Source organism: Bradyrhizobium sp. 61, assembly GCF_023073075.1.
In the GTDB taxonomy this organism is placed as follows: domain Bacteria; phylum Pseudomonadota; class Alphaproteobacteria; order Rhizobiales; family Xanthobacteraceae; genus Bradyrhizobium; species Bradyrhizobium barranii.
The window spans coordinates 97,378-123,335 of sequence record NZ_JADPIU010000052.1; the positions used below are offsets into that span (position 1 = coordinate 97,378).

The 25,958-nt window shown below is 65.0% G+C and carries 19 protein-coding genes; 9 read left to right on the top strand and 10 right to left on the bottom strand.

Translation table 11 applies throughout. From position 1 onward, the window contains the following. Positions 1 to 137 precede the first annotated feature (137 nt). Positions 138 to 1,634 (bottom strand): diguanylate cyclase, encoded by a 1,497-nt coding sequence (locus IVB46_RS15425; protein ID WP_247302266.1) that lies wholly within the window; start codon positions 1,632 to 1,634, stop codon positions 138 to 140. A gap of 137 nt (positions 1,635 to 1,771) precedes the next feature. On the opposite strand from IVB46_RS15425, the gene IVB46_RS15430 reads away from it, so the two are divergent. Together IVB46_RS15430 and IVB46_RS15435 are read left to right on the top strand one after the other, a co-directional pair. Continuing rightward, positions 1,772 to 2,029, top strand: coding sequence for a hypothetical protein (locus IVB46_RS15430; protein ID WP_028148420.1), 258 nt, complete (start codon positions 1,772 to 1,774; stop codon positions 2,027 to 2,029). An 11-nt stretch (positions 2,030 to 2,040) separates the two neighbouring features. Next, positions 2,041 to 2,289 (top strand): hypothetical protein, encoded by a 249-nt coding sequence (locus tag IVB46_RS15435; protein ID WP_063981010.1) that lies wholly within the window; start codon positions 2,041 to 2,043, stop codon positions 2,287 to 2,289. 548 nt (positions 2,290 to 2,837) lie between these two features. On the opposite strand, the gene IVB46_RS15440 is transcribed toward IVB46_RS15435, so the two are convergent. From IVB46_RS15440 to metG, 3 genes are all read right to left on the bottom strand, one after another. Further along, a complete protein-coding gene (locus IVB46_RS15440) occupies positions 2,838 to 5,714 on the bottom strand; it encodes an EAL domain-containing protein (RefSeq protein ID WP_231143929.1) in 2,877 nt (958 codons plus the stop codon). 154 nt (positions 5,715 to 5,868) lie between these two features. Continuing rightward, positions 5,869 to 6,867, bottom strand: a complete 999-nt coding sequence (locus tag IVB46_RS15445; protein ID WP_135214695.1) for an NAD(P)H-quinone oxidoreductase — start codon at positions 6,865 to 6,867, stop codon at positions 5,869 to 5,871. Positions 6,868 to 6,934: 67 nt separating this feature from the next. Next, a complete protein-coding gene (gene metG, locus IVB46_RS15450) occupies positions 6,935 to 8,614 on the bottom strand; it encodes a methionine--tRNA ligase (RefSeq protein ID WP_247343065.1) in 1,680 nt (559 codons plus the stop codon). 275 nt (positions 8,615 to 8,889) lie between these two features. Between metG and IVB46_RS15455 the strand changes: the two genes are divergently transcribed. Beyond that, positions 8,890 to 9,081 (top strand): DUF1192 domain-containing protein, encoded by a 192-nt coding sequence (locus tag IVB46_RS15455; RefSeq protein ID WP_085401848.1) that lies wholly within the window; start codon positions 8,890 to 8,892, stop codon positions 9,079 to 9,081. A gap of 626 nt (positions 9,082 to 9,707) precedes the next feature. Beyond that, positions 9,708 to 10,217, top strand: a complete 510-nt coding sequence (locus IVB46_RS15460; protein ID WP_028148425.1) for a DUF1465 family protein — start codon at positions 9,708 to 9,710, stop codon at positions 10,215 to 10,217. 194 nt (positions 10,218 to 10,411) lie between these two features. Here IVB46_RS15460 and rpmE read toward each other — a convergent pair whose 3' ends face one another. Next, positions 10,412 to 10,639: a 50S ribosomal protein L31 gene (gene rpmE / locus IVB46_RS15465; RefSeq protein WP_007599895.1), complete on the bottom strand. Its 228-nt coding sequence runs from the start codon at positions 10,637 to 10,639 to the stop codon at positions 10,412 to 10,414. A gap of 200 nt (positions 10,640 to 10,839) precedes the next feature. Here rpmE and IVB46_RS15470 point away from each other — a divergent pair, with 200 nt between their 5' ends. Next, the gene (locus IVB46_RS15470) at positions 10,840 to 12,684 is read left to right on the top strand and encodes an ABC transporter ATP-binding protein/permease (protein ID WP_247302268.1); all 1,845 of its coding nucleotides are present in this window, start codon (positions 10,840 to 10,842) and stop codon (positions 12,682 to 12,684) included. A 227-nt stretch (positions 12,685 to 12,911) separates the two neighbouring features. On the opposite strand, the gene IVB46_RS15475 is transcribed toward IVB46_RS15470, so the two are convergent. The 3 genes from IVB46_RS15475 to IVB46_RS15485 all read right to left on the bottom strand — a co-directional run bounded on the left by IVB46_RS15475 (position 12,912) and on the right by IVB46_RS15485 (position 15,555). After that, positions 12,912 to 13,358: a GNAT family N-acetyltransferase gene (locus tag IVB46_RS15475; RefSeq protein WP_247302269.1), complete on the bottom strand. Its 447-nt coding sequence runs from the start codon at positions 13,356 to 13,358 to the stop codon at positions 12,912 to 12,914. Next, the gene (locus tag IVB46_RS15480) at positions 13,358 to 14,386 is read right to left on the bottom strand and encodes a peptidoglycan -binding protein (RefSeq protein ID WP_247302270.1); all 1,029 of its coding nucleotides are present in this window, start codon (positions 14,384 to 14,386) and stop codon (positions 13,358 to 13,360) included. Before IVB46_RS15480 ends, IVB46_RS15475 begins: the two co-directional genes overlap by 1 nt. 143 nt (positions 14,387 to 14,529) lie before the next feature. Then, positions 14,530 to 15,555 (bottom strand): flagellar motor protein MotA, encoded by a 1,026-nt coding sequence (locus IVB46_RS15485; protein ID WP_028150916.1) that lies wholly within the window; start codon positions 15,553 to 15,555, stop codon positions 14,530 to 14,532. 382 nt (positions 15,556 to 15,937) lie between these two features. Between IVB46_RS15485 and IVB46_RS15490 the strand changes: the two genes are divergently transcribed. The 4 genes from IVB46_RS15490 (at position 15,938) to IVB46_RS15505 (ending at position 24,552) form a co-directional block, all read left to right on the top strand. After that, complete coding sequence (locus tag IVB46_RS15490; RefSeq protein ID WP_247343068.1) at positions 15,938 to 16,963, top strand: cyclopropane-fatty-acyl-phospholipid synthase family protein; 1,026 nt, start codon at positions 15,938 to 15,940, stop codon at positions 16,961 to 16,963. Positions 16,964 to 17,268: 305 nt separating this feature from the next. Then, a complete protein-coding gene (locus IVB46_RS15495; protein ID WP_247302272.1) occupies positions 17,269 to 19,890 on the top strand; it encodes an autotransporter outer membrane beta-barrel domain-containing protein in 2,622 nt (873 codons plus the stop codon). Between the two features lie 300 nt (positions 19,891 to 20,190). After that, positions 20,191 to 21,384 (top strand): efflux RND transporter periplasmic adaptor subunit, encoded by a 1,194-nt coding sequence (locus IVB46_RS15500; protein WP_231143938.1) that lies wholly within the window; start codon positions 20,191 to 20,193, stop codon positions 21,382 to 21,384. Between the two features lie 6 nt (positions 21,385 to 21,390). Then, positions 21,391 to 24,552 carry a multidrug efflux RND transporter permease subunit gene (locus IVB46_RS15505; RefSeq protein ID WP_247302274.1) on the top strand — a complete coding sequence of 1,054 codons (3,162 nt, stop codon included), beginning with the start codon at positions 21,391 to 21,393 and terminating at the stop codon, positions 24,550 to 24,552. 1 nt (position 24,553) lies between these two features. Here IVB46_RS15505 and IVB46_RS15510 read toward each other — a convergent pair whose 3' ends face one another. Continuing rightward, entirely contained in the window at positions 24,554 to 25,018 is a 465-nt protein-coding gene (locus IVB46_RS15510; RefSeq protein WP_247302276.1) for a hypothetical protein, read from the bottom strand. A 115-nt stretch (positions 25,019 to 25,133) separates the two neighbouring features. After that, a complete protein-coding gene (locus IVB46_RS15515) occupies positions 25,134 to 25,919 on the bottom strand; it encodes an inositol monophosphatase family protein (protein WP_028150910.1) in 786 nt (261 codons plus the stop codon). Positions 25,920 to 25,958 lie beyond the last annotated feature (39 nt).

Consider the following 25,958-nt stretch of genomic DNA (forward strand, 5'->3'; position numbering starts at 1 on the left):
ACAAGCGAAGCGCAGATCCGGGACCCATAACCCCAGGGAGTTGTTTGGCGAAGACTCGTCGATCGGTACTGCTACCTCCGACGATCGATAGATTCCGCGGTATGGGTCCCCGCGTTCGCGGGGACGACACTGAGGCCTCAAGCCACCAGCGACAGCTTCGGAAGGCTCGCGACCACGGACTGGTTGCGGCCGCCGGCTTTCGCCGCATAGAGCGCCTTGTCGGCGGCGGCGACCAGGACCGGCCAGTCCAGGCCGGTCGTAGGAACCAAGCCCGCAATGCCGCAGGAGACCGTCGACGCCGCCTGGTCGTCGGACCAGCCCTGCACCTTGCCGCGGATCGTCTCGGCGACATTGAGGGCCTCGGCGGCCGAGGTGTTCGGCAGCAGCACCGCGAATTCCTCGCCGCCATAGCGCGCGGCGCAGTCGCCGGACCGCCGCACCGAATCGGAAATGCAGATGGCGATGCCGACCAGCACCTGGTCGCCGGCCTGATGGCCGAACGTGTCGTTGTAGGCCTTGAAGTGATCGGCATCGATCATCAGCAGCGCGACCGGCGTCTTCTGGCGCATCGCGCGGCGCCATTCGACGTCGATGACCTGATCGAACTTGCGGCGGTTCTTCAAGCCGGTGAGCGCATCCGTCGTCGCCATCTCCTCGAGCTTGCGCTCGGCTTCGGCACGCCGGCTGATCTCGCGGGCGAGCACCAGCGTCGAGGCCAGCATGAACAGGATGAGCGCCAGGACCACGGCGCCGATGCGGTAGGCTTCCTTCTGCCAGAGCTCGAACACGGCGGCGAGCGGCTTGCCTGCCACCACGAACAGCGGACCCGGGCCGGTGCTGCGGACGTAGAGGCGCGGCGTCGCGTCCACCGGGCCCTGGCCCGCATAGGACCCGCCGGCCTTGAGATTGTCGGCCTTCCAGCTCTGCTGCGTCCCCAGATTCTTGCCGATGACGTCGAGATCGAACGGCCGCCGCATCATGATGGTGCGATCGCGCGTCAGCACGGTGATGGTATCGTCGGGATCGAGGTTCAGGCGCTCGAACAATTCGTGGAAATAGCTGAAACGGATCGAGCCGGTGACGACCCCCAAGAAGCCGCCGTCGGTATCGCTGATGCGCCGGCTCAGCACGATGGAATAGGCGCCGCGAAACAGCATCGGACGGCTGATGAAGAGGCCGGCGTCGGGATCGTCGCGATGAACCCTGAAGTAGTCCTCCTCGCTCCGGTTCTCCGGCAGGGGATCGAGCGTGGAGGCGTCGATGGTCAGCCTGCCCTCGGCATCGAACACCTGGATGGCGCCGAAGTGCCGCGCCGTGGTGGCGTGATCGAACAGGATCAGGTGACGGATCGGCTTCGAGACCGCGTTGATCTCCGGCAGCAGCATGTTGCTGGCGACCGCCTTCAGGGAGAGATCGTAGATCTCGATGTTGCGGCTGATATCTGCTTCGATGGAGGTGGCCAGATTGTCCAGCGTCTGGCGAGCGAGGGCCTCCTCGCCGCGGCGCATGTCCAGCATGACGTTGACGCAAATGGCGGAAAAGCCGATCACCGTCACGACGGACGATATGATCAGCAGCTTCGCCGAAATCCGCCACGGCCGGCGGGTCGTGACGTCGCGCCATCCAGACTGCATCGAGTGCTCCCGACACTAGTGGATGCGCCCGAAATCTTGCGTAGTGTTTAAGCCGGGACGGCGCTGCCACAATGAGTTAAGAATTGGTTTCCGCGGGCATCGCTTTTGGGCAGCGGAGCTGGGACGAGAGGACGATTGTGAACGATTACGACGCGCTGCGGGATTACCTGATGCGGCAGAAGCAAACGGAATTCGTGCTGAGTTTCGAGCAGATCGAGGAGATCATCGGCTCGGCCCTGCCGCGGGCGGCGAATCGCGCCTCATGGTGGGACAGCCTCCGCAGCCCCGACATCCAGATGCCCCAGCGCGAAGCCTGCCTCGCCGCGGGCTTCGTCGCGACGCGGATGCCAGACGGCCAGAGCGTGCGATTCACGAAGAAGAAGCAGCGCAGGTGAGCTGACGCTGCATGATTTTGCGCTGGCTAAGGGGGATTTTTGGCGCAGCCCTGATTGCAACAGGCGTGCTGTTCGCGCTCGCCTTCGAGGCCCGCTACTGGCGCTGGCGCGACTGCTTCAACGAGCTCGGCCGCTGTTACGACCCAGTAACGCAGGATGTTTATCTCGAACAGGCGGGAATGGTCTGGGGCGGTCTTGCCGCGATCTCGCTGGTGGTGGGGTTTTGTTTGGTCGCGGGGCTACGACGCAAGCCAGGGTAGGTCAGCTGGACGCGGTGCGCCGCAAGCGCGAGACGGGGGGCGTTAGCCCAAGTGTAGAGCCACGGCCTTCATTGGCGATTATGGGGCCAGCGTTCGTCATGGGCTCGTATCAGGCATCTGGTCGTCTGCCGGTCGCAGACGCGCACGCATGTGTTCTGGCGCCCTCGAACGTCACCGGCCCCGCCGGTGTAGTCGGCACATGTGCCGAGGCAATTTGCGCCTCGATCCTCGCATCGTGCGGCTGTCACTGCTTCGGCCGATGAGGCGAGGAACACTCCGGTGCCGATGAGGGTCATCGCGTAGAAAAGGTGCCGAGTCATCCGTGACTCCTGAGAAAGACGCGTGGTCTGCTCATTCTGAGAACGACAGCTGCGAGCCCAGTGACCTCGATGACGAAGCCGTTCTGGATCGAATGCTGCGTGCCATCTTTCATGGTGGTCGAGCAGGGCCCATTGATCTGGATCAAGCCCGGCATAAGCGCGCCAGTGCGGCACCCCGCTCGCTTTGCGAGCGACCCTTTCCGGGAGGAGAGCGGAAGAAGATAAGCGCTAGCTCGCCGCTTCCAGCCGCACTTCGGTGAGCAGACGCATCGCCGCGTCCGCGTCCATCGGCTCGCCGAAGGCGAAGCCCTGCGCGTACTCGCAGCCCATCTGGTAGAGCTCGACCGCGTCGGAATCGGTCTCGGCGCCTTCCGCGACCACGTCCATGCCGAGATCATGCGCGAGCGCGATGATCGACTTCAGGATCACCGGACGGGTGCCGCGGTTGGTGGTGCGCACGAAGGACTGGTCGATCTTGATGGTGTCGAACGGGAAGCGCTGCAGATAGGCCAGCGAGGAATGGCCGGTGCCGAAATCGTCGAGCGACAGCCCGGTGCCGAGCTCGCGGATCCGCGTCAGCATCTGGGCTGCGTGCTCCGGGTTCTCCATCACCAGCGATTCCGTCAATTCCAGCTTCAGCGTGCCGCGCGCCACCGAGGAGCGCGACAGCACGGTGCGGATGTCGTGGATCAGATCGTGGCGCAGCAATTGCCGCGAGGAGACGTTGACGGAGGCGAAGATCGGCTCGCGCGAGCGCATCGCGCGTTGCCACACCGAAAGCTGCTTTGCGGTCTGGTCGAGCACGAACATGCCGAGGTCGACGATCAGGCCGGTCTCTTCCGCGATGCTGATGAATTCCGACGGCGCCATGCGTCCGAGCTTCGGATGATCCCAGCGCACCAGCGCCTCGAAGCCGGCGATCGAACGATCCTCCAGCCGCACGATCGGCTGATACAGGATCGTGAGCTCCTGCCGCTCGATGGCGCGGCGCAGCTCGCTCTCCAGCGTCAGGCGGTCGGTCTTTCGCGCGCGCATCGCCGGCTTGTAGACGTCGATGCGGTCGCCGCCGATCCGCTTGGAATGATACATCGCAAGCTCGGCGTCCTTGATGATCTCGTCCGTCAACTGGGTCTGCGGATCGGACAGCGCGAGCCCGATCGAGGCGGTGAGAAAAATCTCGCGGTCGTTGAAGGCGATCGGGGCGCGGATGGTCTTGCGGATGGTCTCGGCGAAGGCGGTGATGCGGGCCGGGTCCTGCTCCGAGAGCAGGATCAGGCCGAACTGGTCGCCGGCGAGCCGCGCCAGCGTGTCCTGCGGCTTCAGGATGCGGGTGAGGCGGCGGGCCAGCGTCAGCAGGATCGAGTCGCCGACCGCGATGCCGACGGAATCGTTGACCTGCTTGAAGCGGTCGAGGTCGATCACCATCAGCGTCGGCCGCAGCGTCGGCATGGTCTTGGCGAAATGCGCGACCGCACCGAGCCGATCCATGAACAGTTTCCGGTTGGGCAGGCCGGTGAGGTTGTCATGCACGGAATCGTGCAGCAGGCGCTCCTCGGCGTTGCGCAGCTCGGTCACGTCGGTGAGCGTGCCGACCACGCGCGAGACCTCGCCGTCCGAGCCGACCACCGGGCGCGCCTTCAGCGCGAACCACATGAAATGACCGTCCGGCGTGCGCAGCCGGAAGTCCTGCACCAGGCGGCCGCGGCGCTGGTCGAGCACGCTGTCGAGCGCGGCGCGGAACCGGTCCTGGTCGAGCGGATGCAGCACCTCGAGCCACGACGCCGCGGGGCCTTCCAGCGTGCCGCGCTTGAGGCCGAGCAGGGCTTCGGTCTCGGGGCTGGTGAACACCTTGTCGGCGGAGACGTCCCAGTCCCAGATCAGATCGCCGGAACCGGCCAGTGCCAGCGCGCGCCGCTCGATGTCGGAGACGACGCCGGTGGTGGCGCTGCCGCCGGCAAAGGCGTGCTGCATCACCGTAAAGCCGATCAACATCACGATCAGCACGAGGCCGCCGAGCAGAGCCGGGCCGACGATGTCGTTGGTGACGGAGCCCGCGACCGTCATGCCGGCCGCGACCACCCAGACCACCAGCAGGAACCAGGTCGGGATCAAGAGCACCGCGCGGTCGAAGCCGTGGGTGGAGAGGTAGACGATCAGCGCGAAGCCCGCGAAGGCGATCAGCACCAGCGACATGCGGGCGATGCCGGAAGCCACCGCCGGGTCGAACAAGGCGAGCGCCACCAGCGAACCCAGGAAGGCAAGCCAGAGCACCGTAATGTGCGAATAGCGCACGTGCCATCGACTGAGGTTGAGATAGGCGAACAGGAACACCAGCAGCGTCGCCGCCAATATCGCTTCACCCGCCGCGCGCCAGATGCGCTCGGCGTTGTTCGACATATCGAGCACCTTGCCCCAGAAGCCGAAATCGACGCCGATATAGACCAGCACCGCCCAGGCCAGCGCCGCGGCGGCCGGGAACATGATGCTGCCCTTCACCACGAACAGGATGGTGAGCACGAGCGCCAAAAGCCCGGAGATGCCGATCACGATGCCCTGGTAGAGCGTGAAGGAATTGACCTTGTCCTTGTAGGACTCGGGCTCCCACAGATAGAGCTGCGGCAGCTTGTCGGTGCGCAGTTCCGCGACAAAGGTGACGACGGCGCCGGGATCGAGCGTGATGCGGAACACGTCGGCCGTCGCGCTCTCCTGGCGCTCCGGGCGGTCGCCGATCGAGGGCGTGATGGTCGCGATGCGCGACAGCCCGAGGTCGGGCCACAGCAGGCCCGACGAGACGATGCGGTAATGCGGGGCGACGATCAGGCGGTCGAGCTGGTCGTCGGTGTTGTTGGCGAGCGCGAACACCACCCAGTTCTGGCCGCCCTCGCGGGCGCGCACCTCGATGCGGCGGACGATGCCGTCGGTGCCGGGTGCGGTGGAGACCTGGATGCGATCGGCGTCACTGCGCTGATGCTCGAGCACGCCGGTGAGGTCGATCGCGGGCGCGTCGCCGCGGACGCTGACGGCATCCAGCGCGCGCGCCGGGGATGCGGCGACGAGAATCATGAGGCCCAGCGCTATGGGCGCGAGGCACCTGATCAGACGCAAGGTCGGTTCTCCGCGTTCGACGCAAACTCTTCAGTGCAAGATGGTCAGTGCAAGGCGTTTTCCGAACGGAACAAGATGGTTCGGCGCGTCGCGATAGATGCCACGAAAGCGAGGAAAATCAAAGGGTTTCCGCCTTGCCTGATGGGCCGTTGGCCTAGACCTCCAACACAATTTTGCCAATATGTGCCGAGGTCTCCATGCGCCGGTGCGCATCGGATGCCTTTTCCAGCGGGAAACTGCTGTCCATCAGCGGCTTGACGCGGCCTTCGCGCAACAGCGGCATCACTTTCGCCTCGATTGCGGCCACCATGGCCGCCTTGTCCGCATTACTACGGGGGCGCAGGGTCGAGCCGGTATGGGTCAGGCGCTTCACCATCACCTTGGCGATGTTGACGCTGACCTTGGGGCCGTTGAGGGTTGCGATCTGCACGATGCGGCCGTCGACCGCCGCGGCATCATAGTTGCGGTCGACATACTCGCCGGCGACCATGTCGAGGATCAGATTGACGCCGGCTTTGTCGGTCTCTTCCTTGACCACGGCGACGAAGTCCTCGGTCTTGTAGTTGATGGCGCGGTCGGCCCCGAGCTTGAGGCAGGCATCGATCTTGTCCTGCGATCCCACGGTGACGAACACTTTCGCGCCGAAGGCTTTCGCAAGCTGGATCGCCATGGTGCCGATGCCGGAGGAGCCGCCATGGATCAGCAGCGTCTCGCCGGCCTTCAGGCCGCCGCGCTCGAACACGTTGTGCCAGACCGTCATCAGGGTTTCCGGCAGCGCGCCGGCTTCCTTGATCGACAGTGCCGGCGGCACGCTCATCGCCTGGGCGTCCTGCGCGATGCAGTACTGCGCATAGCCGCCGCCGGCGACCAGCGACATCACCTTGTCGCCGATCTTGTGCCGTTTGGCGTTGCTGCCGACCGCCACCACTTCGCCGGCGATCTCGAGCCCCGGCAGGTCGCTGGCGCCGGGCGGCGGCGGATAGGCGCCGGAGCGTTGCGCCACGTCGGGCCGGTTGACGCCCGCGGCCTGCACCTTGACCAGGATCTCGTCGGGACCGGGCTGCGGAACGGCACGTTGTTCCGGCACCAGCACCTCCGGTCCACCGGGCTTGGAGATGGCGACCACGGTCATTTGCGCGGGCAGCTTGTCCATGATGTGTCCTTGGATGAATGAATTCGGCGGATGGCATATCGCCTTTTTCCGCCGAAGTGAAACGACATTAAGGCCCGAACCGCGCCGCCAGATGGCTTGCTCTTTCGGGAGAGATTTTTTCGACCAGTGGACCGATCGGCGCGATCGCTGTGCCGGCGCCGCCGTCGAGCAGGTCCGCGATCGGGCCACGGGGCCAGCGTGGCGCGGCATCCTCGCCACCGAAGGCGTGCAGCACATTTTCCGACAGGCTGGGCACGATACTCCACGCCAGCACGGCGCAGGTGCGGACCAGATTGAGGGCTGTTCGCGTCACGATCGCCGCGCGAAGCCGATCGGACTTGATGGCCGTCCACGGCGCGGCATGCTGCAGGTAAGCGTTCGCCACATCCCAGATCGCACGCGTTGCGGCAGCCGCTGCACGAAACTCCAGCGCCTCGTGGTGCCGTCGCAGCGTCGCGATCCGCTGCTCCAGTTCCTGTGCGAGCAGGTGCTCGGCCTCGTCAGGAGCGCCGCCTTCCGGAATCCGGCCGTCGAAGGCCCGATGGGCGAAGCTGACAATGCGATTGACGAGGTTGCCGAAGATGTCGGCGAGATCCTTGTTCACGTCGGCGACGAACCTGGCAACGTTGAAATCGGTGTCGGCGCTTTCGGGCGCGTTGGCGATCAGCCACCAGCGCCAGAGATCGGCGGGCAATTCCTCCAGGGCCTGGTCGGTAAAGATGCCCCGATTGCGACTGGTCGAGAACTTGCCGCCCTCGTAATTGAGCCAGTGGAATCCCTTGATCACGTCCACGCTCTTCCAGGGCTCGTTCGAGCCGATCAGCGTCGCCGGGAAGCTCACGGTGTGGAATGGGATGTTGTCCTTGCCGAGGAACTGGACGTAGCGGACGTCGTCGGCCTGCCACCACCATTTTCGCCAGTCGCGGCTAGGTGCGGCGGCGGCCCATTCCTGGGTGGCGGCGATGTAACCGATCGGCGCGTCGAACCAGACATAGAAGACCTTGTCGGCGAATCCCTGTCGCGGAACCGGGATGCCCCAGGCCAGATCGCGCGTGATGCAGCGATCGCGCAGATCGGCTGTCAGCCAGCCTTTCGCGGTCGATACCACGAAGGAGGGCCAGCCGGAGCGGCTATCGATCCACGCGCTCAACGCTCCGACAAGTTGCGACTGGCGCAGGAACAGATGGCGGCTTTCTCGGACCTCCAGCGCCCGGTCGCCCGACAGCGCAGACCGCGGGTCGATCAGTTCGGGCGGATCGAGCAGCGCGCCACACTGGTCACATTGATCACCGCGCGCGGACGGGTCGCCGCAATGCGGGCAGGTGCCGAGCACGTAGCGGTCCGGCAGGAAGCGGCCGTCCGTGGGCGACCAGACCTGCGGCAACTTACGTTCCTCGATCAATCCGGCATCGTCGAGCCTGCGATAGAAGTGCTGCGTCAGAGCGCTGTTCTGTGGCGAGCTGGTTCGCCCGAAATGGTCGAAGGAAAGGCCGAACCGGCGGTAGATGTCGGCCTGGATTGCGTGCTGCGCGTCGCAGAAAGTGCGGACATCCTGTCCGGCGCGAACGGCGCCGAGCTCGGCCGGCGTGCCGTGCTCGTCGGTGGCGCAGATGAAGAGCACGTCGTCGCCGATCTGCCGCCTGAAGCGGGCATGGACATCGGCAGGGAGGAGCGAGCCTATGAGATTGCCGAGATGCTTGACGCCGTTCACGTAGGGAAGGGCGCTGGTGATGAGAATTTTGGTCATGACTGCGGTCTTTCGCGTTTGGTGATGCCGACCGACGAAAAATCAAAAGCCCTCCCGCATGATCGGAAGGGCTTGGGGTCGGCTCATGCCTCACGCGCGTGGACGCGCGCTTATCTCGTCCGGTCAACCTCCTTGCGGTCGGGCCGGGGCATTCGCGTCAGGTGTTGCGCGCTCGCGAAAGTCACTGCAAATTCTCCTTGTGCAGAAGCGATACCATTTCGGCTCGGAAAGCGCCAGATCGGCGTCGTTCAGGACAGGACTGCCCGGGAGGACACATGGCCATCGAGGACGACGACAAGCCGCGCAAGAAGGTCAGCCATGAAATCGGACAGGATCTCTCACTCCTGTCAGTGGAAGAACTGACCGAGCGAGTGGCGCTGCTCAACACCGAGATCGCAAGGCTCGAGGAAGCCGCCACCAAGAAGCGTGCCTCGCGCAATGCGGCGGATAGTTTTTTCAAGAAGTAGGGCCCAGCGCTCACCTCTCGTGTCCCGGACGCGGTGCAGCGCGTAGCGCTGCTGCGCAGAGACGGGACCCATGCTTCGCGCAAAACTATCTCGCGTCGTCATTCCGGGGCGGCGTGCAGCGCCGAGCCCGGAATCCATAATCACGGGCAGTTGAAACGGGCAGGCTGAGCCGGGCCACCGCATCCGCCTGTGGCTATGGATTCTCAGATGCGCAATTGCGCATCAAAGCTCGCGACTTCGTGGCGCCCCGGAATGACGAGTGCCGAGTTTGTTCCGCCGCCCCCTCGGCCAGTGACCGACATGGCTAACGAACTCTCAAAAAATTAGCTCGTTTACTTCCAATTAAGCTTTCGGGTTTATGACTGGAGCTGTCCTCGTTTGGACACCGAGTGGCTCCTGTCCACTCTGTTTGACGCCTCCCTGTTATCAACTTTCAAAGCCGCCGGTCTCCGGCGGCTCTTTTTTTGCCTTTTTGGGTCCCGTTCCGGTTGAATTCCGAGGAAAGACGCGCGGAAACCATATCCGCGCTTGTCGCTGGACTCCGCGTCCGGCTCGCGCAATGATTTGTTCATCATAAGCCGGCGCCAAAGCCGGACAGTCAGACAGTTGCGTAAGGGGCGTTAACCATGGAACGTTTGCAAGCCGAAGGTGCTCTCGTTCAACTCAGCGAGCGGTTTACCAATTCTGCGGCGTTCGGCGTCCTGTTCCGTGAGGGCATGGACCTGGTGGAAGAGACGGCCGCCTATCTCGATGGCGCCGGCCGCACCGAGGCCAAGGCGCTCGATCGCGCCGTCAGCCTCACCTATGCGACCGAGAGCATGCGTCTGACCACCCGCCTGATGCAGCTTGCCTCGTGGCTGCTGCTGCACCGCGCGGTGAAGGAAGGCGAGATGACGCTGAGCCAGGCCAATCGCGAGAAGACCAAGGTCAAGCTCAGCGCCGCCGATCCCGGCCCGTCCGATACCGTCGAGAAGCTGCCCTCGCAGCTCCAGGATCTGATCCATCGCTCGATGAGCCTTCAGACCCGCGTGCGCCGCCTCGACACCACCATCCACACCCCGCCGGTCGAATACGTGGCGATCGGCAACCCGCTGGTGCCGCAGCTCAACGCGCTGAAGGCCGCGTTCGAGCGGTAAGCACCCAGGTGCCGTAGTCACAGGTCTCGTAGGGTGGGCAAAGGCGCAAAGCGCCGTGCCCACCATTTTGCTTTCCGGATCGTAGAAGGAAGGGTGGGCACGCTTCGCTTTGCCCACCCTACTGGTCTCGCTACAAACAAAAACGCCCCCGGTCTGACCGGGGGCGTTTTTCGTGTCCAGCCTTGCGGGCGGGATCAATCCTTTTTGAGAAAGCCCGAAAACTTCTTCTGGAAGCGCGAGACGCGGCCGCCGCGATCCATCAGCTGGGCGTTGCCGCCGGTCCAGGCCGGATGCGACTTCGGGTCGATGTCGAGGTTCAGCGTGTCGCCTTCCTTGCCCCAGGTGGAGCGGGTCAGGTACTCGGTTCCGTCGGTCATCACGACCTTAATCGTATGATAATTCGGATGAATTTCGGCTTTCATGGCAATTCCTCGGCGCCCGGCGCCTGTCTTGAGTGGCTATCGAATGACGGATTTGGCGGGGTCTATACCCCACAGGCCCCTTTAAAACAAGCCATTGTGGGCAAAGGAGAACCGGGCCGTCCCCTAAGGGACATCCCGGATTTGCCACTCCCCCCGCAGCGGCCTATGTGGAGCTAATATGTCTCCTTGGGTCCGATCTCATGAGCGCTGTGGAACGGCTTGACGACCAGTACCGCGACGAGCGCGCCGGGCCTGAGGCCCCGTCGATCGAAGCCGAGTTGATCGAGACGCCGGCGAAGGGCCGCGCGAAGCTACGGCCGCTGCTGGCACTTGCGCCCTATGTGGCCCGCTATCGCGGCCGCGCGGCGCTCGCCTTCGTCGCGCTCACGGTCGCGGCGCTGACCACGCTGCTGGTGCCCATCGCTGTGAGGCGGATGATCGATTTCGGCCTGACGCCGGAAGGCATCGCGCTGATCAACAGCTACTTCTCGGTGATGATCGCGGTGGTCGCCGTGCTCGCGCTTGCCAGCGCCTCGCGATACTACCTCGTGATGACGATCGGCGAGCGCATCGTCGCCGACCTCCGGCGCGACGTCTTCGCCCATCTGCTCTCGCTCTCGCCGGCCTTCTTCGATTCCGCGCGCAGCGGTGAGCTGGTGTCGCGGCTCACGGCCGACACCACCCAGATCAAGTCCGCGGTCGGCGCCTCCGTCTCGATCGCGCTGCGCAATCTCATGATGTTCTTCGGCGCGGCGGCGATGATGGTGATCACCAGCCCGCGCCTCTCCGGCTTCGTGCTGCTCGCCATTCCCCTGATCGTGCTGCCGCTGGTCGCGTTCGGGCGCTGGGTGCGGCGTCTGTCGCGCAACGCGCAGGACACGCTCGCCGAAGCCTCCGCCTATGCGGGCGAGCTGGTCGGCGCCATCCGCACTGTGCAGGCCTATACCAGCGAAGGGCTAGCCGAGAAGCGTTTTGGCGGCGAGGTCGAGCAGGCCTATGAAGCCGCGCGCACCTCCACGCAGGCCCGCGCCGTGCTCACCGCCATCATCATCTTCATCGTGTTCGCAAGCGTGGTCGCGATCCTCTGGATCGGCTCGCATGACGTCCTGATCGGCACGATCTCGCCGGGTCGGCTCGGCCAGTTCGTGCTCTATGCGGCCTTCGCCGCGGCTGGCCTCGGCCAGCTCAGCGAGGTCTGGGGCGAGGTCTCGGCCGCCTCCGGCGCCGCCGAGCGCCTGTTCGAGATCCTGCATGTGCAGCCCGAGATCACCGCGCCGGCGTCCCCGCGCGCGTTGCCGGTGCCGGCGCGCGGCGAGGTCGGCTTCGACCAGGTCAGCTTCGCTTATCCGGCGCGGCCTCACGTCAATGTGCTCGATGCCGTGTCGTTCACCGTGCGCCCCGGCGAGAAGGTCGCGATCGTCGGCCCCTCAGGCGCCGGCAAGAGCACCATCTTTCATCTCCTGCTGCGCTTCTACGACCCGCGGGGCGGCGCGATCTCCCTCGACGGCGTGCCGGTCAAATCCGCCGACCCGCGCGATTTCCGCTTGCGCATCGCATTGGTACCGCAGGAATCCAACGTGTTCGCCGCGAGCGCCCGCGAGAACATCCGCTTCGGCCGGCCCGATGCGACCGATGCCGAGGTCGAGCGCGCCGCCGAGCTCGCGCATGCCGCCGAGTTCATCCGCCGCCTGCCCGAGAGTTTCGAGACTCCACTCGGAGAGCGTGGCGTCACGCTCTCCGGCGGCCAGCGCCAGCGCATCGCGATCGCCCGCGCCATCCTGCGCGATGCGCCGCTCTTGCTGCTCGATGAAGCGACCTCGGCGCTCGATGCCGAAAGCGAGACGCTGGTCCAGACCGCACTCGAAGAGCTGATGCGCCACCGCACCACGCTGGTGATCGCCCATCGTCTCGCCACCGTGCTGTCCTGCGACCGCATCCTGGTGATGGACCAGGGCAAGATCGTCGAGCAGGGCACGCATGCCGAGCTCGTCGCCAAGAACGGGCTCTATGCGAGGCTCGCGAGGTTGCAGTTCGAGGGCGCGTGAGGCGTCCCGCCTGCTGCCTCATTCACGGTGTCATCGCCCGCGAAAGCGGGCGATCCAGTATTCCAGAGACGGTAGTGGGATTCGGAGAAGTCGCGGCGTACTGGATGCCCCGGTCCCGGCTCCGCCAAGGCTACGCCGAGGCCCACACGAGCGCTCGGCACGCCGAAGCTTCAGCGAAGGCGGCAAGCCGGGGCATGACAGCGGAGGAGGGGCGGCAGCAAACCTCGTCACGCCCGCCAAATCATCTTCAGCACCGGGCGTCCCGAGGTCGGGTTCAAATCGTCGCCGGCATGGGCAAAGCCGTTGCGCTCGTAGAATCGGATGGCGCGGGCATTGTCCTTGTTGACGAGCAGCGTGACGCCTGACGGTGACAGCCGCTTGGCCTCATCCACCAACAGCCTCGCCGCATCCGAGCCCCAGTGCGCGGGATCGACCACGAGCTGGTCGAGATAGCCTTCACCGTCGATGGTGACGAAGCCGGTCAGCACGCCGTCCGCTTCGGCGACGACGATCGAGGCTTTCGGCACCAGATCCTTGCGCCAGCGCTCGCCCCACCAGTCCAGCCGCGCGGCGAAATCGATCTGCGGATAGGCCTGCTGCCAGGTGCGATGCCAGAGGTCGATCGCGGCGGCTTCGTCCTCGGGGTGGTAGGGGCGGAGGTGGAGGGCGCTCACTACCGCTCCGTCAGCTTCAGCTCGATGCGGCGGTTGCGCTTGTAGGCCTCTTCCGTGTTGGCGGCGTCGAGCGGCTGGAATTCGCCGAAGCCGGCGGCGACGAGGCGCTGGGCGGGCACACCAAGCGAGATCAGATATTGCACCACCGAGATCGAGCGCGCCGCGGACAGGTCCCAGTTCGATTTGAAATTCGCGCCGCTCACCGGGCGCACGTCGGTGTGGCCGTCGACGCGCAGCACCCAGGGGATTTCGCTCGGGATCTTCTTGTCGAGATCGATCAGCGCGGTGGCCAATGTGTCGAGCTCGGCGCGGCCCTCGGGCAGAAGTGTCGCCTGGCCGGTGTCGAAGAACACTTCGGACTGGAACACGAAGCGGTCGCCGACGATGCGGATGTCAGGGCGATTGCCCAGAATGGTGCGCAGGCGGCCGAAGAACTCCGAGCGATAACGCGACAATTCCTGCACGCGCTGCGCCAAGGCAACATTCAGGCGAGACCCCAGATCGGCGATGCGGTTCTGCGATTCCTTGTCGCGCTTCTCGCTGGCGTCGAGCGCCTCCTCCAACGCGGCCAGCTGCCGGCGCAGCGCGCTGATCTGCTGGTTCAGCACCTCGATCTGCGCCAGCGCCCGCGCCGAGACCGCCTTCTCCGAGTCCAGCGCCTTGCCGAGCTCGGTGGTCTTGCCTTGGGCGTCGTTACCGGCGGCGGCGAGGCCGTCATAGAGACCCTTGATGCGATCGCGCTCGGTCTCGGCCGAGGCGAGGCCCGCTTTCAATTGCGAGACCTGGTCGTCCAGCGTGAGCTTGCCGAGCTTCTCCAGCGACAAGAGCTCGTTGAGCTGGGCGATCTTGGCGTTGAGCTGCTCCAGCGCCTTGTCCTTGCCGGTGACCTCCTGCGACAGGAAGAACTGCACGACCAGGAACACCGACAGCAGGAAGACGATCGACAGCACCAGCGTCGACAGCGCGTCGACGAATCCGGGCCAGTAGTTGAAGCCGGCTTCGCTGCGGCGGCCGCGGGCTAGAGCCATTTACGTCTCCGTTCTCTCGTGTCCCGGACGCGCTGCAGCGTGCAACGCTGCTGCGCAGAGCCGGGACCATTCCTTCGTTTCTCTGGGCCCCAGCTCAGCAGCGCATCACTTCGTGCTGCGCCGCGTCCGGGGCACGCAAGCGCCTAGCCCTTCTCCGGTTGGCGCGCGATGCGCTCCAGCAGGCGGCGGATCTCGCGGTTCTGCTCGCCCTGGCCGTCGGCCCATTCGCGGATCATCTGCTGCTCGGTCCGCATGTGCGAGACCAGCGCCTGGATGGCTTCGGCAAGGCTCGCCATTGCCGCCGTGGTGCCGCGGCTGGCGCTGCCTTCCTCGAGCACGGAGCGTAAGCGCTCGACGGCGGCCTGGAGCTCGCCGCTGGCAACGCCGCCGCCGCCACCGGCGGCTGCGACCGCAACCTCGCCGTGGCCATATTCGCGCACGGTGGTGGCGAGCCAGTCTTCGAGGTCGGTGTAGAAGCGGTTCTGGGCCTGGCTCGATTGCAGATCGAGGAAGCCGAGGATCAGCGAGCCGGCGAGGCCGAACAGCGAGCTCGAGAACGAGATGCCCATGCCGCCGAGCGGGGCGGCGAGGCCCTCCTTCAGCGTGTCGAACAGGGCGCCGGAATCGCCCCCGACCTTGAGCCCGTCGATCACCTTGCCGACCGAGCCGACCGTCTCGATCAGGCCCCAGAAGGTGCCGAGCAGGCCGAGGAAGACCAGCAGGCCGGTCATGTAGCGGGAGATGTCCCGGGCCTCGTCCAGGCGGGTCGCGATCGAATCGAGCAGGTGCCGCATGGTGGTCTGGGTGATCGTCATCCGCCCGGTGCGCTCGCCGCCGAGGATCATGGCCATCGGCGCCAGCAGTTTCGGGTGCCGGGACGGCGCCAGGCCGGGATCGGCGATGCGGAAATTGTTGACCCAGGAGACTTCGGGGTAGAGCCGGATCACCTGGCGGAAGGCCAGGATGATGCCGATGAACAGCACGCCGCCGATCAGGGCATTGAGGCCGGGATTGGCGAAGAAGGCCAGGATGATCTGCTTGTAGAGCACCACGCCGACCAGGGTGCACAGCACCAGAAAGACCAGCATCCGCACCAGGAAAACGCTGGGTGAGGATAGCTTGGTATATTCGATATCGATGGGGGAGCGGGGCGAGGCGCCTGGCGGCATGGCCGGTATCATCCGTTACGAACTTGCTTGCGGGGCGCACTATGGCACAGCGGCAGCCCAAAAAAAGCGCCGGATGTGCCGATTTCGTGGAGAGCTCTCGGAACCCAAAGCTGAAACCGCGCTTTGATAGAGGCGCAATTTGCAAAACTTCGGCATTCCGCAGGCTTAGGTCGGATTTTTTGCATGGTGACGAATCCTGGGGAGTGGCTGTCATCGCGCTCCTGCTCGCGGTCCGGATGGCGCTCGCCTGGGTGGCGCGGCAGCATCTGCGGCGCGGTCGATCCTGTCTGGACCTCAGAGCCCGCCGGGCGGGTGGCAACGCCCGAACCTGTCCGTTCCTTCCGCCGCCGCCACAACGAGACCTGATCAACGGAGTGATCGCATGAGCGTCGTTTCCGCGATCTTCGGGACTGCCGAACGCGTGCCACTGCCGGACGTCGTGATCCGCGCCGCGATCCAGCGCCTGTGCTCGCGCACGGCGACGCGCATGTCCGCGCTGGGCGCGGCCGACGATGCCGCCTTCGCCGGGCGGATGATCCTGCGGCCGATCGCCGGGGACGTGGACGCCGTCAATGCCGGGCATGAGGAGGTGCCCCCGGCGTTCTTTGCGGAGGTGCTCGGCCCCAACCGCAAATATTCGTCCTGCTTCTACAAGTCCGATGCGAGCACGCTGCAGGAGGCGGAGGAGGAGGCGCTGCGCCAGACCGTCGAGCACGCCGGTCTCGCCGACGGCCAGACCATCCTCGAGCTCGGCTGCGGCTGGGGCTCGCTGTCGCTGTGGATGGCGCGGCGGTTCCCGCACGCGAAGGTGACGGCGGTGTCGAGCTCGCAGGCCCAGCGCGCCTATGTCGAGGAGCAGGCGCGGCTGCGCGGGCTGTTGAACCTGCGCGTGGTCGCGGCGGACATGAACGTGTTCGCGCCCGATGGGCAGTTCGACCGCATCGTCTCGGTCGAGATGTTCGAGCAGATGATGAACTGGCGCAAGCTGATGACGCGCGTACGGTCCTGGCTCGCGCCTGACGGGCGCTTCTTCATGCACATCGTCACCCATCGCTCCGGCTCTCATCTGTTCGACCGCGCCAATCGCGAGGACTGGATCGCGCAGCATGTCTTCATGGATGGATTGATGCCGAGCCATCACCTCGTCAGGCAATTCGGCGACGTCTTCAGGATCGAGAAGGAATGGTGCTGGAGCGGAACGCACTATCAGCGCACCGCGAACGACTGGCTCGCCAATTTCGATGCGCATCGCGACACGATCGAAGCGTCCCTGCGCAGCGTCCATGGCGAGGAGACCGCTTTGTGGATGCGACGCTGGCGCTGGTTCTTCCTCGCGACATCAGGACTGTTCGGCTACGCCGATGGCAGCGAATGGGGTGTCAGCCACTACCGGATGAAGGCGGGTTAGAGCGCGTACTCCCGAAAGAACTTGTTAAGCGTCTTTCGTTGCGCAAACGGCACACGCCGCGTGTATCTTCGGAGCAGCACGTTTCGATTGTTGTCTGATCGTTTCTGCTCGCCTAGCGTTGTGGTTGTACTTCGTGGACCACACGACAAGAAAATCCGCATCCTCGAACGGTGTGGACGCAATTGGAATAGTGCATGCGCGAATGCATCGGGGCTGCTGCGACGATCCGACGACAATCAGATGACATGCTTCGCAGGAGTCCGAATCGGACTCGGCATTGTTCCCCAGGCACGTCCCGGACTCGCATGCTTCGCTTGCTGCTGGCGAGCCTGTTGGTTGTGGCGCTGTCGGCGCTGTTCGCACGATCAGCCTCGGCCCAGGCCAATTGGACCGGCTTGACCAGCAACGATTGGATGGCCGGCGGCAACTGGACGACCGCGGCCCCTCCCGTCCCAGGTCAAACCGTCAACATCGGTATCCTGGGTGCGCCGCCGCAACGGGAGACGATCCTCGGCGTCGGCGGCCCGTTCAGTGTTTCGGTGGGGACCATGTCCATTGGCAACAGCGGTGCAACGGCCGGCAATCTGACGATCCAGAACGGCAGCACGCTGACGAGTACCGGCTCATCGCGGATCGGAATTTCGGCCGGAAGCACCGGAATCGTGACTGTCACCGGACCGGGATCGCGATGGAACGTACCCGCCGGAACCTTCTATGTCGGCTTTCTAGGCGTCGGCACGCTCAACATTCAAAATGGCGGAGCAGTCGCCACAGGAGTCGGCACGATCCTGGGCGGCAACGCCTCCTCTTCCGGCACGCTCAACATCAGTGGCGGCGGCATGCTGCAAACTCAATCGTTGCGGGGCGGCCCCGGCGCGAGCCAGGCCAATTTCGACAATGGTATCCTGCGGGCGACGGCCAGCAACGCGACTTTCATCAACGGATTTTCGGGCACCAAGCTCAACATCCTCGCGGGCGGGCTGACGATCGACAGCGGCGCGTTCACGGTCGGCACCGATGCCACCTCTGCCTTCACGGGTGCCGGCGGACTGACCAAGATCGGCAACGGCACCCTGAACCTTGCCGCCAGCAGCCCTTATGCCGGCCAGACCGTGATCCAGGCCGGTATCCTTGCGCTCACCGGTGCGGGCGCCATCAGCAATTCGAGCCGCGTCGTCACCAACGGGACGTTCGATATTTCCGGCATCACCGCCGGCGGCACCAGCATTCAGAGCCTCGCCGGCAGCGGCGGCGTCAGCCTCGGCGCGAAGAACCTGACGATCACCAACGCGAACGACACGTTCGCCGGCGTGATCGGTGGCACGGGCGGCCTGACAGTCAGCGCCGGGGCGCAGACGCTGACCGGCGCCAATAGCTACAACGGGGCGACAAACGTGAGCGGCGGTACGCTGCGCGCGGGAGCGGCGAACACGTTCAGCGCAGCGTCGGCCTTCAACGTGGCCGCCGGCGGCACACTCGACCTCGCCGGCTTCAATCAAACGCTCACCTCGCTCGGCAATGCCGGCACGGTCACCCTCGGCGGCGCGCCGGGAACCACGCTGACCGTGGCCGGCAATTACGTCGGCAATGGCGGCACGGTTCAGCTCAACACCCGGCTCGGTGGCGACGGCTCGCCGACCGACCTGTTGCGGGTGCAGGGCAGCACGTCGGGCTCGTCGTCGCTGCGTATCACCAATGTCGGCGGCACCGGCGCGCAGACCACCGAAGGCATCAAGGTGATCGACGTGGCCGGTACGTCCAACGGCAGTTTTTCGCTCCTGGGCAGCTATGTCCTTCACGGCGAGCAGGCGGTGGTCGGCGGCGCCTATGCCTATACGTTGCAGAAGAACGGCATCGCCACTCCCGGCGACGGCGATTGGTATCTGCGCTCGAGCCTGATCAATCCGCCGGCCTCGGTACCTCCCGGTCCGCTCTATCAGCCGGGCGTTCCGCTGTACGAGAACTACGCGCAGGTGCTGCTCGGCATGAACGATCTGCCGACGCTGCAGCAGCGCGTCGGCAACCGCTATTGGGGTGGCAGCGACGCCATGGCGCGCGCCGGTGCCGCGCCGGTGGCAGGCACCGTTTCGCCGGCGCCCACCGCGTTCTGGGGCCGCATCGAAGGTGGGCATTCCGACCTGCAGCCCTCCAACACCACCAACTCGACCTACAAGGCCGATCATCTGAAAGTGCAGACGGGACTCGATGGCCTTGTGCTGGAGAACGAGCGGGGCCGGCTGATCGTCGGCCTCACCGCGCAATATGGCCTGACGACCGCCAATGTCGCGTCGTTCTTCGGCAATGGCCGTATCCGTGTTGAAGGGACGGGCGTCGGCAGCACGCTGACCTGGTATGGCGACAATGGCTTCTATGTCGACGGTCAGGCGCAGTCGATGTTCTACCGCAGCGATCTGTCGTCCGTGCTGGCTGACACCCTGACCCACGGCAATGAAGGGTTCGGCTATGCCTTCAGCGCCGAAACCGGCAAGCGGATCGGCATAGGCAATGGTTGGTCACTGACGCCGCAGGCGCAGCTCTCCTATTCGAAAGTCGCCTTCGACAGCTTTGCCGATCGGTTCGGCGCGCAGGTAGCGTTGCGCGATGGTGACAGCCTGCTCGGCCGTGCCGGCCTTGCCCTCAACCATCAGAGGACCTGGAACGATGCCACGGGCATCGTGCGATCCGATGTCTACGGCATTGCCAATCTGCGTTACGAGTTCCTCAATGGCACCAATGTCGATGTCGCAGGCATCGGTTTTGCCAATGCGCAGGATCGGCTGTGGGGCAGCATCGGCGGCGGCGGCACCTATAGCTGGGCCAACGGGCGCTACGCCGTCTTCGGCGAGGTCTCCTACAATGCGAGCCTCAACAACAGCTCGGACAACCGCAACTACAAGGGCACCGGCGGCTTCCGCCTCACGTGGTGAATCCAGCGCTTTGCACCGGCGCTATGCCGGGCCGAAAGACGGTCGTCTTTCAGGTTCGTAACGTTTCGTTGCGATCTTCTGTCGCAGCTCGCGGTGATGGAACTCGACTCACAATCCGGTGAGTCCCGAAAAGCGCCCTGAACTCAGCAGGATAGGTCATGTGGCATTGAGCCGCCCGCGCAATGCGTTGCGTCGCAGCAAGTACGTTCTATTTTGACGGCACCAGCCGCATGGAATCGCCCAGAACGGGTTCGCGCGGAGCGTGATTTCAGTTTCAACAACATCGGGGCACTTAACTTCATGTCAGGACTTCGCGCGCGATCGGCATGCGTTGCAATCATGCTCGCGGCCTTTACGCCGCTGCTGGCGGGCTGCGACGAATCCGTCTCTGCGGTGTCCGCTGCCCAGCCCGCCGACCCTGACGTCAGCATCGTCATCGTCAAGCCGCAGCCGCGCGCCGTGGTGCGCGAGCTGCCGGGCCGCATCGCGCCGACGCGCGTCTCCGACGTGCGGCCGCGCATCTCCGGCATCGTGGTCGAGCGCCTGTTCCGCCAGGGCAGCGAAGTGAAGGCCGGCGATGCGCTCTATCGCATCGATCCGCGTCCGTTCGAGGTCGAGGTGATGGCCACCGAGGCGGCCGTCGCCAAGGCCGAGGCCGGGCTGATGCAGGCCAGGCAGCAGGCGCACCGCATCGCCACCCTCACCAAGGATCGCGCCGCCCCGGAAGCCGAGAACGAGAAGGCGATCGCGGCCGAGCGTCAGGCCCATGCCGAGGTCGAAGGGCGCAAGGCGGAACTCGCACGCGCCAAACTCAATCTCGACTACGCCACCGTGCGCGCGCCAATCGACGGCGTCGTCGGTGCGGCGCTGGTCAGCGAGGGTGCGCTCGCTGTGCAGAACGAGACCAATCTCGCCAGCATCCAGCAGCTCGATCCGATCTATGCCGACTTCACCCAGTCGGTGACCGAGCTCAACCAGCTCCGCCGCGCCTTCGAGAGCGGCGACCTCGAGCGCATCGCGGCGGATGCCGCCAAGGTGCGCCTCGTGCTCGACGACAACACCCTTTATTCGCTCGACGGCAAGCTGTTGTTCTCCGACGCCAAGGTCGATGCGCATACCGGCCAGGTGACCTTGCGCGGCGAATTCCGCAATCCCAAGCGCGAGCTGCTGCCGGGCATGTATGTCCGCGTCCGCATCGACCAGGGTCTCGACAGCGACGCGATCGCCGTGCCGCAGCAGGCGATCCAGCGCAATGGCGGCGGCGGCAGCGAGGTGTTCGTCGTCAAGGACGACAACCACATCGCCGTGCAGCCGGTCCGCACGGGGTCGGTGCAGGACGGACTCTGGTTCGTGACCGAGGGCCTGAAGGCCGGCGACAAGGTCGTGGTCGAAGGCTTCCAGAAGTTCGCCGCCGGCGACAAGGTGAAGCCGCAATCCTGGTCGGAAGCGGACGCCACCGCGGACAATCGGCACGCCCAGAAGCTGACGCGGTAACGCGCCATGGCGAGTTTCTTCATCGACAGGCCGATCTTCGCCTGGGTGGTCGCGCTGTTCATCTGCTTGATCGGCGCGATCGCGGTCCCGCTGCTGCCGATCGCGCAATATCCGATCATCGCGCCGCCCTCGATCTCGATTTCGACCAGCTATCCCGGCGCCTCGCCCGAAAACCTCTACAACAGCGTCACGCGGCTGATCGAGGAGGAGCTCAACGGCGCCTCCGGCATCCTCAATTTCGAATCGACCAGCGACTCGCTCGGCCAGGTCGAGATCATCGCCAATTTCCAGCCGGGCACCGATACCAGCGCCGCCTCCGTCGAGGTGCAGAACCGCATCAAGCGCGTCGAAGCGCGGCTGCCGCGTGCGGTGATCCAGCAGGGCATCCTGATCGAGGAAGCCTCGAGCGCCGTGCTCCAGATCATCACGCTGAACTCGACCGACGGCAGCCTCGACGAAGTCGGCCTCGGCGACTTCATGATCCGCAACGTGCTCGGCGAGATCCGCCGCATCCCCGGCGTCGGCCGCGCCACGCTCTATTCGACCGAGCGCAGCTTGCGCGTCTGGGTCGATCCGGCAAAGCTCGTCGGCTACGGGCTGACCGCGGACGACGTCAACAAGGCGATCGCCGCGCAGAACGCACAGGTCGCTTCGGGCAGCATCGGCGCCGAGCCGTCGACCTCGAGCCAGCGCACCTCCTCGCTAGTGCTGGTCAAGGGCCAGCTCTCGTCCCCGGACGAATTCGGCTCCATCATCCTGCGCGCCAATGCCGACGGTTCGACGGTGCGGTTGCGGGATGTCGCACGCATAGAGGTCGGCGGCCTCAGCTACCAGTTCAACACGCGCCTGAACGGCAAGCCGACCGCGGGCCTCTCCGTGCTGATGTCGCCGACCGGCAACGCGCTGGCGACCGCGAGCGCGGTCGAGGAGAAGATGAAGGAGCTGTCGCGCTTCTTCCCGGCCAACATCTCCTACGAGATCCCCTACAACATCACGCCCGTGGTCGAGGCCTCGATCAAGAAGGTGCTGACCACGCTGGTCGAAGCCGTGGTGCTGGTGTTCGTGGTGATGTTCCTGTTCCTGCAGAACATCCGCTATACCATCATCCCGACCATCGTGGTGCCCGTGGCGCTGCTGGGCGCGTGTACCACGCTGCTGCTCGCCGGCTATTCCATCAACATGCTCTCGATGTTCGGGATGGTGCTCGCGGTCGGCATCCTCGTCGACGACGCCATCGTCGTGGTCGAGAACGTCGAGCGCATCATGTCCGAGGAAGGCCTGCCGCCGAAGGAAGCGACGCGGAAGGCGATGGCGCAGATATCGGGCGCCATCATCGGCATCACGCTGGTGCTGATGGCGGTGTTCGTGCCGATGGCGTTCTTCCCCGGCTCGGTCGGCATCATCTACCGCCAGTTCTCGGTGACCATGGTCGCCGCGATCGGCTTCTCCGCCTTCCTCGCGCTGTCGCTGACGCCGGCGCTGTGCGCGACGATTCTGAAGCCCGTCGCGGCCGGCCACGGCCATGCGAAGCGGGGCGTGTTCGGCTGGTTCAACCGCATGCTCGAAGGCGGCAAGGAGGGCTATTCCCGCACCGTCGGCTTCTCGCTGAAGCGGACCGGCCGCCTGATGCTGGTCTATGTCGCGCTGCTGGTTGGTCTCTCCTGGGCCTTCGTCAGCCTTCCCGGCGGCTTCCTGCCGATCGATGACCAGGGCTTCGTCACCACCGACGTGCAGACGCCATCGGATTCGTCGTATCCCCGCACCGAGGCCGTCATCGAGAAGGTCGAGAAATATCTCGCCGAGCGGCCGGGTGTGAAGGATGTCACCTTCCTCACCGGCTTCAGCTTCTCCGGCCAGGGCATGAACACCGCGCAGGCCTTCATCACGCTGAAGGACTGGTCGGAGCGCGGGCCGAAGGACTCCGCCGCCGCGATCGTCAACGACATCAACCGCGATCTGTCGTCGTCGATCCGCGATGCAAAGATCTCTGCGCTCCAGCCGCCGCCGATCGACAATCTCGGCAACTCCTCGGGCTTCTCGTTCCGCCTTCAGGACCGCGGCCAGAAAGGCTATCCGGCATTGATGCGCGCCGCCGACCAGCTGATCGCGGAGGCCAATGCGAGCCCGGTGCTGCAGAAGGTCTATATCGAGGGCCTGCCCGAGGCCGGCGTGGTCAATCTCGTGATCGACCGCGAAAAGGCGGGCGCCTTCGGCGTCACCTTCGAGGACATCAACAACACGATCTCGACCAATCTCGGCTCGAACTACATCAACGACTTCCCGAACCGCGGCCGCATGCAGCGCGTCGTGGTGCAGGCCGATGCCCGCGACCGCATGCGGACCGAGGACATCCTCAACTACAACGTCAAGAACAGCCGTGGCCAGCTCGTGCCGTTCTCCTCTTTCGCCACGGTCGAATGGGCGCGCGGCCCGACGCAGATCGCGGGCTTCAATTATTATCCCGCAGTGCGCATCTCCGGCGAGGCGAAACCCGGCTTCACCTCGGGCGACGCGATCGCCGAGATGGAGCGGCTCGCCGGCAAATTGCCGCGCGGCTTCGGCTATGAATGGACCGGACAGTCGCTCCAGGAAAAACTGTCGGGCTCGCAGGCGCCGTTGCTGCTGGCGCTGTCGGTGTTCGTGGTGTTCCTGTGTCTTGCCGCGCTCTACGAGAGCTGGACCATTCCGCTCGCGGTGCTGCTCACGGTGCCGCTCGGCATCGTCGGCGCGGTGGCTGCGGCGATGCTGCGCGGCCTGCCCAACGACGTCTATTTCACCGTCGGCCTGATCACCATCATCGGCCTCGCGGCAAAGGACGCGATCCTGATCATCGAGTTCGCCAAAGATCTGCGGAAAGAAGGCAAGCCGCTGGTGGACGCCACCATCGAGGCCTGCCGCCTGCGCTTCCGCCCGATCCTGATGACCGGCCTTGCCTTCATCTGCGGCGTGCTGCCGATGGCGATTGCGCACGGCGCCGGCGGCGCCAGCCAGCAGGCGCTCGGCAGCATCGTGATGGGCGGCATGATCGCGGTGGTGATTTTGGCGCTGCTGATGGTGCCGGTGTTCTTCGTCTCGGTGCAGCGCGTGCTGGCTGGGGACAGGGAGCCGAAGGCCGCGAAGGAAAGCGAAGCGTACGGCCCGCCGGCGCGGGTGAAGCCGGGGCGCTAGTCTAGCCTGTCGGTGACGCGCTGGTGCTCTCTGCTGGTTTCGCCACCCAGACGCCAAAAAAAGCTGTGCCGCCGCTGGCGATAACCCCTGCAAAGGCAGTCAATAGTGCGCCGCTGGCATCGCCCTTCACCGCGACGAGGTATGCCAAGACGGAGGCGAAGAGTACAAAAACAAATGCCGCTATGTATAAGCTGAATTTCTTCAGGGAGTAGGCGGCTTCCTTTTCCGACCATGATGGTTGTTTGAATAGGCGGTCGAAATAGGCGCCGAGCGTTTCGAATGTCTGGAAATAGAGTATCTGCCCAGATGCCTCGACAACGAAGCGATTAGCAAACTGCTTATACTGGTCTTTGACCCAAATTTCGTGCACTAGGCAATTTGCGATTGAGGTCGGACCATAATTATCCTCCCAAACATCACTATCGTTGTTCTGCTTAATTTCCTTTTTGAGTTCGTCTTGGGTCATTGGCATCTCAAAAATTCCTCCGCCCAGAGCGGTGTACTATAGGTTGAGATTCTCCCTAATTGCTACGAAAGGGTCAATAGGCTTTCGCGAGGGCGATTTCCGCTTACCCTCCCGTTTATTTCCGCAAAATCTTCACCAGCTCCCCGTGCACGAACTCATTGCCGCACACGACATGCCCGGTCACCAGCGCATCACCCGGCGTTGCGATGTCGCTCACCGTGCCGCCTGCCTCGCGCACCATGATCATGCCGGCGGCGATGTCCCAGGATTGCAGGTTGCGCTCCCAGTAGCCGTCGAGGCGGCCGGCGGCGACGAAAGCGAGGTCGAGCGAGGCGGCGCCGAAACGGCGGAGGCCTGCGACACGGTCCTGGATCGCGGTCATCTCGCGGCGGAATTCCTCGTGGTCGCCGCGGCCGATATGGGGCAGGCCGCAGGCCACCACGCATTCGTTGAGCTGGCGGCGGCCGGCCACGCGCAGGCGCTGGTCGTTGAGGAAGGCGCCCTTGCCGCGCTCGGCGATGTAGAGCTCGTCATTGGCGGGGTTGTAGATCACGCCCGCAATGATCGTGCCCTCGCGCACGAGGCCGATCGAGATCGCGAATTGCGGGATGCCGTGCAGGAAGTTGGTGGTGCCGTCGAGCGGGTCGACGATCCAGGTGTGGCTCTTGTCGCTGCCTTCGCGGGTGCCGCCTTCCTCGCCGATGAAGCCGTAGCCGGGGCGGGCCTTGGCGAGGTCCTGGTAGAGGATCTCCTCGGCGCGCTTGTCGGCGAGCGAGACGAAATTCGCCGGCCCCTTCAGCGAGACCTGGAGATGCTCGATCTCGCCGAGATCGCGCTTGAGGCTGCGGCCGGCGCGACGCGCGGCCTTGACCATGACGTTGATAGTGGCGGAATACAGCATGTGCTCTGGTCTTGATCGGGGGAAATGGCGCGAAATCGC

What these genes read in the sequence shown, in the direction of transcription:
- IVB46_RS15435 (WP_063981010.1), top strand. Translation starts at nt 2,041, where the DNA reads ATGATTTTGCGCTGGCTAAGGGGGATTTTTGGCGCAGCCCTGATTGCA.
- IVB46_RS15480 (WP_247302270.1), bottom strand. Translation starts at nt 14,386, where the DNA reads ATGGCTCTAGCCCGCGGCCGCCGCAGCGAAGCCGGCTTCAACTACTGG.
- IVB46_RS15515 (WP_028150910.1), bottom strand. Translation starts at nt 25,919, where the DNA reads ATGCTGTATTCCGCCACTATCAACGTCATGGTCAAGGCCGCGCGTCGC.
- IVB46_RS15495 (WP_247302272.1), top strand. Translation starts at nt 17,269, where the DNA reads ATGCTTCGCTTGCTGCTGGCGAGCCTGTTGGTTGTGGCGCTGTCGGCG.
- IVB46_RS15425 (WP_247302266.1), bottom strand. Translation starts at nt 1,634, where the DNA reads ATGCAGTCTGGATGGCGCGACGTCACGACCCGCCGGCCGTGGCGGATT.
- rpmE (WP_007599895.1), bottom strand. Translation starts at nt 10,639, where the DNA reads ATGAAAGCCGAAATTCATCCGAATTATCATACGATTAAGGTCGTGATG.
- IVB46_RS15445 (WP_135214695.1), bottom strand. Translation starts at nt 6,867, where the DNA reads ATGGACAAGCTGCCCGCGCAAATGACCGTGGTCGCCATCTCCAAGCCC.
- IVB46_RS15510 (WP_247302276.1), bottom strand. Translation starts at nt 25,018, where the DNA reads ATGACCCAAGACGAACTCAAAAAGGAAATTAAGCAGAACAACGATAGT.
- IVB46_RS15460 (WP_028148425.1), top strand. Translation starts at nt 9,708, where the DNA reads ATGGAACGTTTGCAAGCCGAAGGTGCTCTCGTTCAACTCAGCGAGCGG.
- IVB46_RS15470 (WP_247302268.1), top strand. Translation starts at nt 10,840, where the DNA reads ATGAGCGCTGTGGAACGGCTTGACGACCAGTACCGCGACGAGCGCGCC.
- metG (WP_247343065.1), bottom strand. Translation starts at nt 8,614, where the DNA reads ATGACCAAAATTCTCATCACCAGCGCCCTTCCCTACGTGAACGGCGTC.
- IVB46_RS15455 (WP_085401848.1), top strand. Translation starts at nt 8,890, where the DNA reads ATGGCCATCGAGGACGACGACAAGCCGCGCAAGAAGGTCAGCCATGAA.
- IVB46_RS15490 (WP_247343068.1), top strand. Translation starts at nt 15,938, where the DNA reads ATGAGCGTCGTTTCCGCGATCTTCGGGACTGCCGAACGCGTGCCACTG.
- IVB46_RS15485 (WP_028150916.1), bottom strand. Translation starts at nt 15,555, where the DNA reads ATGCCGCCAGGCGCCTCGCCCCGCTCCCCCATCGATATCGAATATACC.
- IVB46_RS15500 (WP_231143938.1), top strand. Translation starts at nt 20,191, where the DNA reads ATGTCAGGACTTCGCGCGCGATCGGCATGCGTTGCAATCATGCTCGCG.
- IVB46_RS15505 (WP_247302274.1), top strand. Translation starts at nt 21,391, where the DNA reads ATGGCGAGTTTCTTCATCGACAGGCCGATCTTCGCCTGGGTGGTCGCG.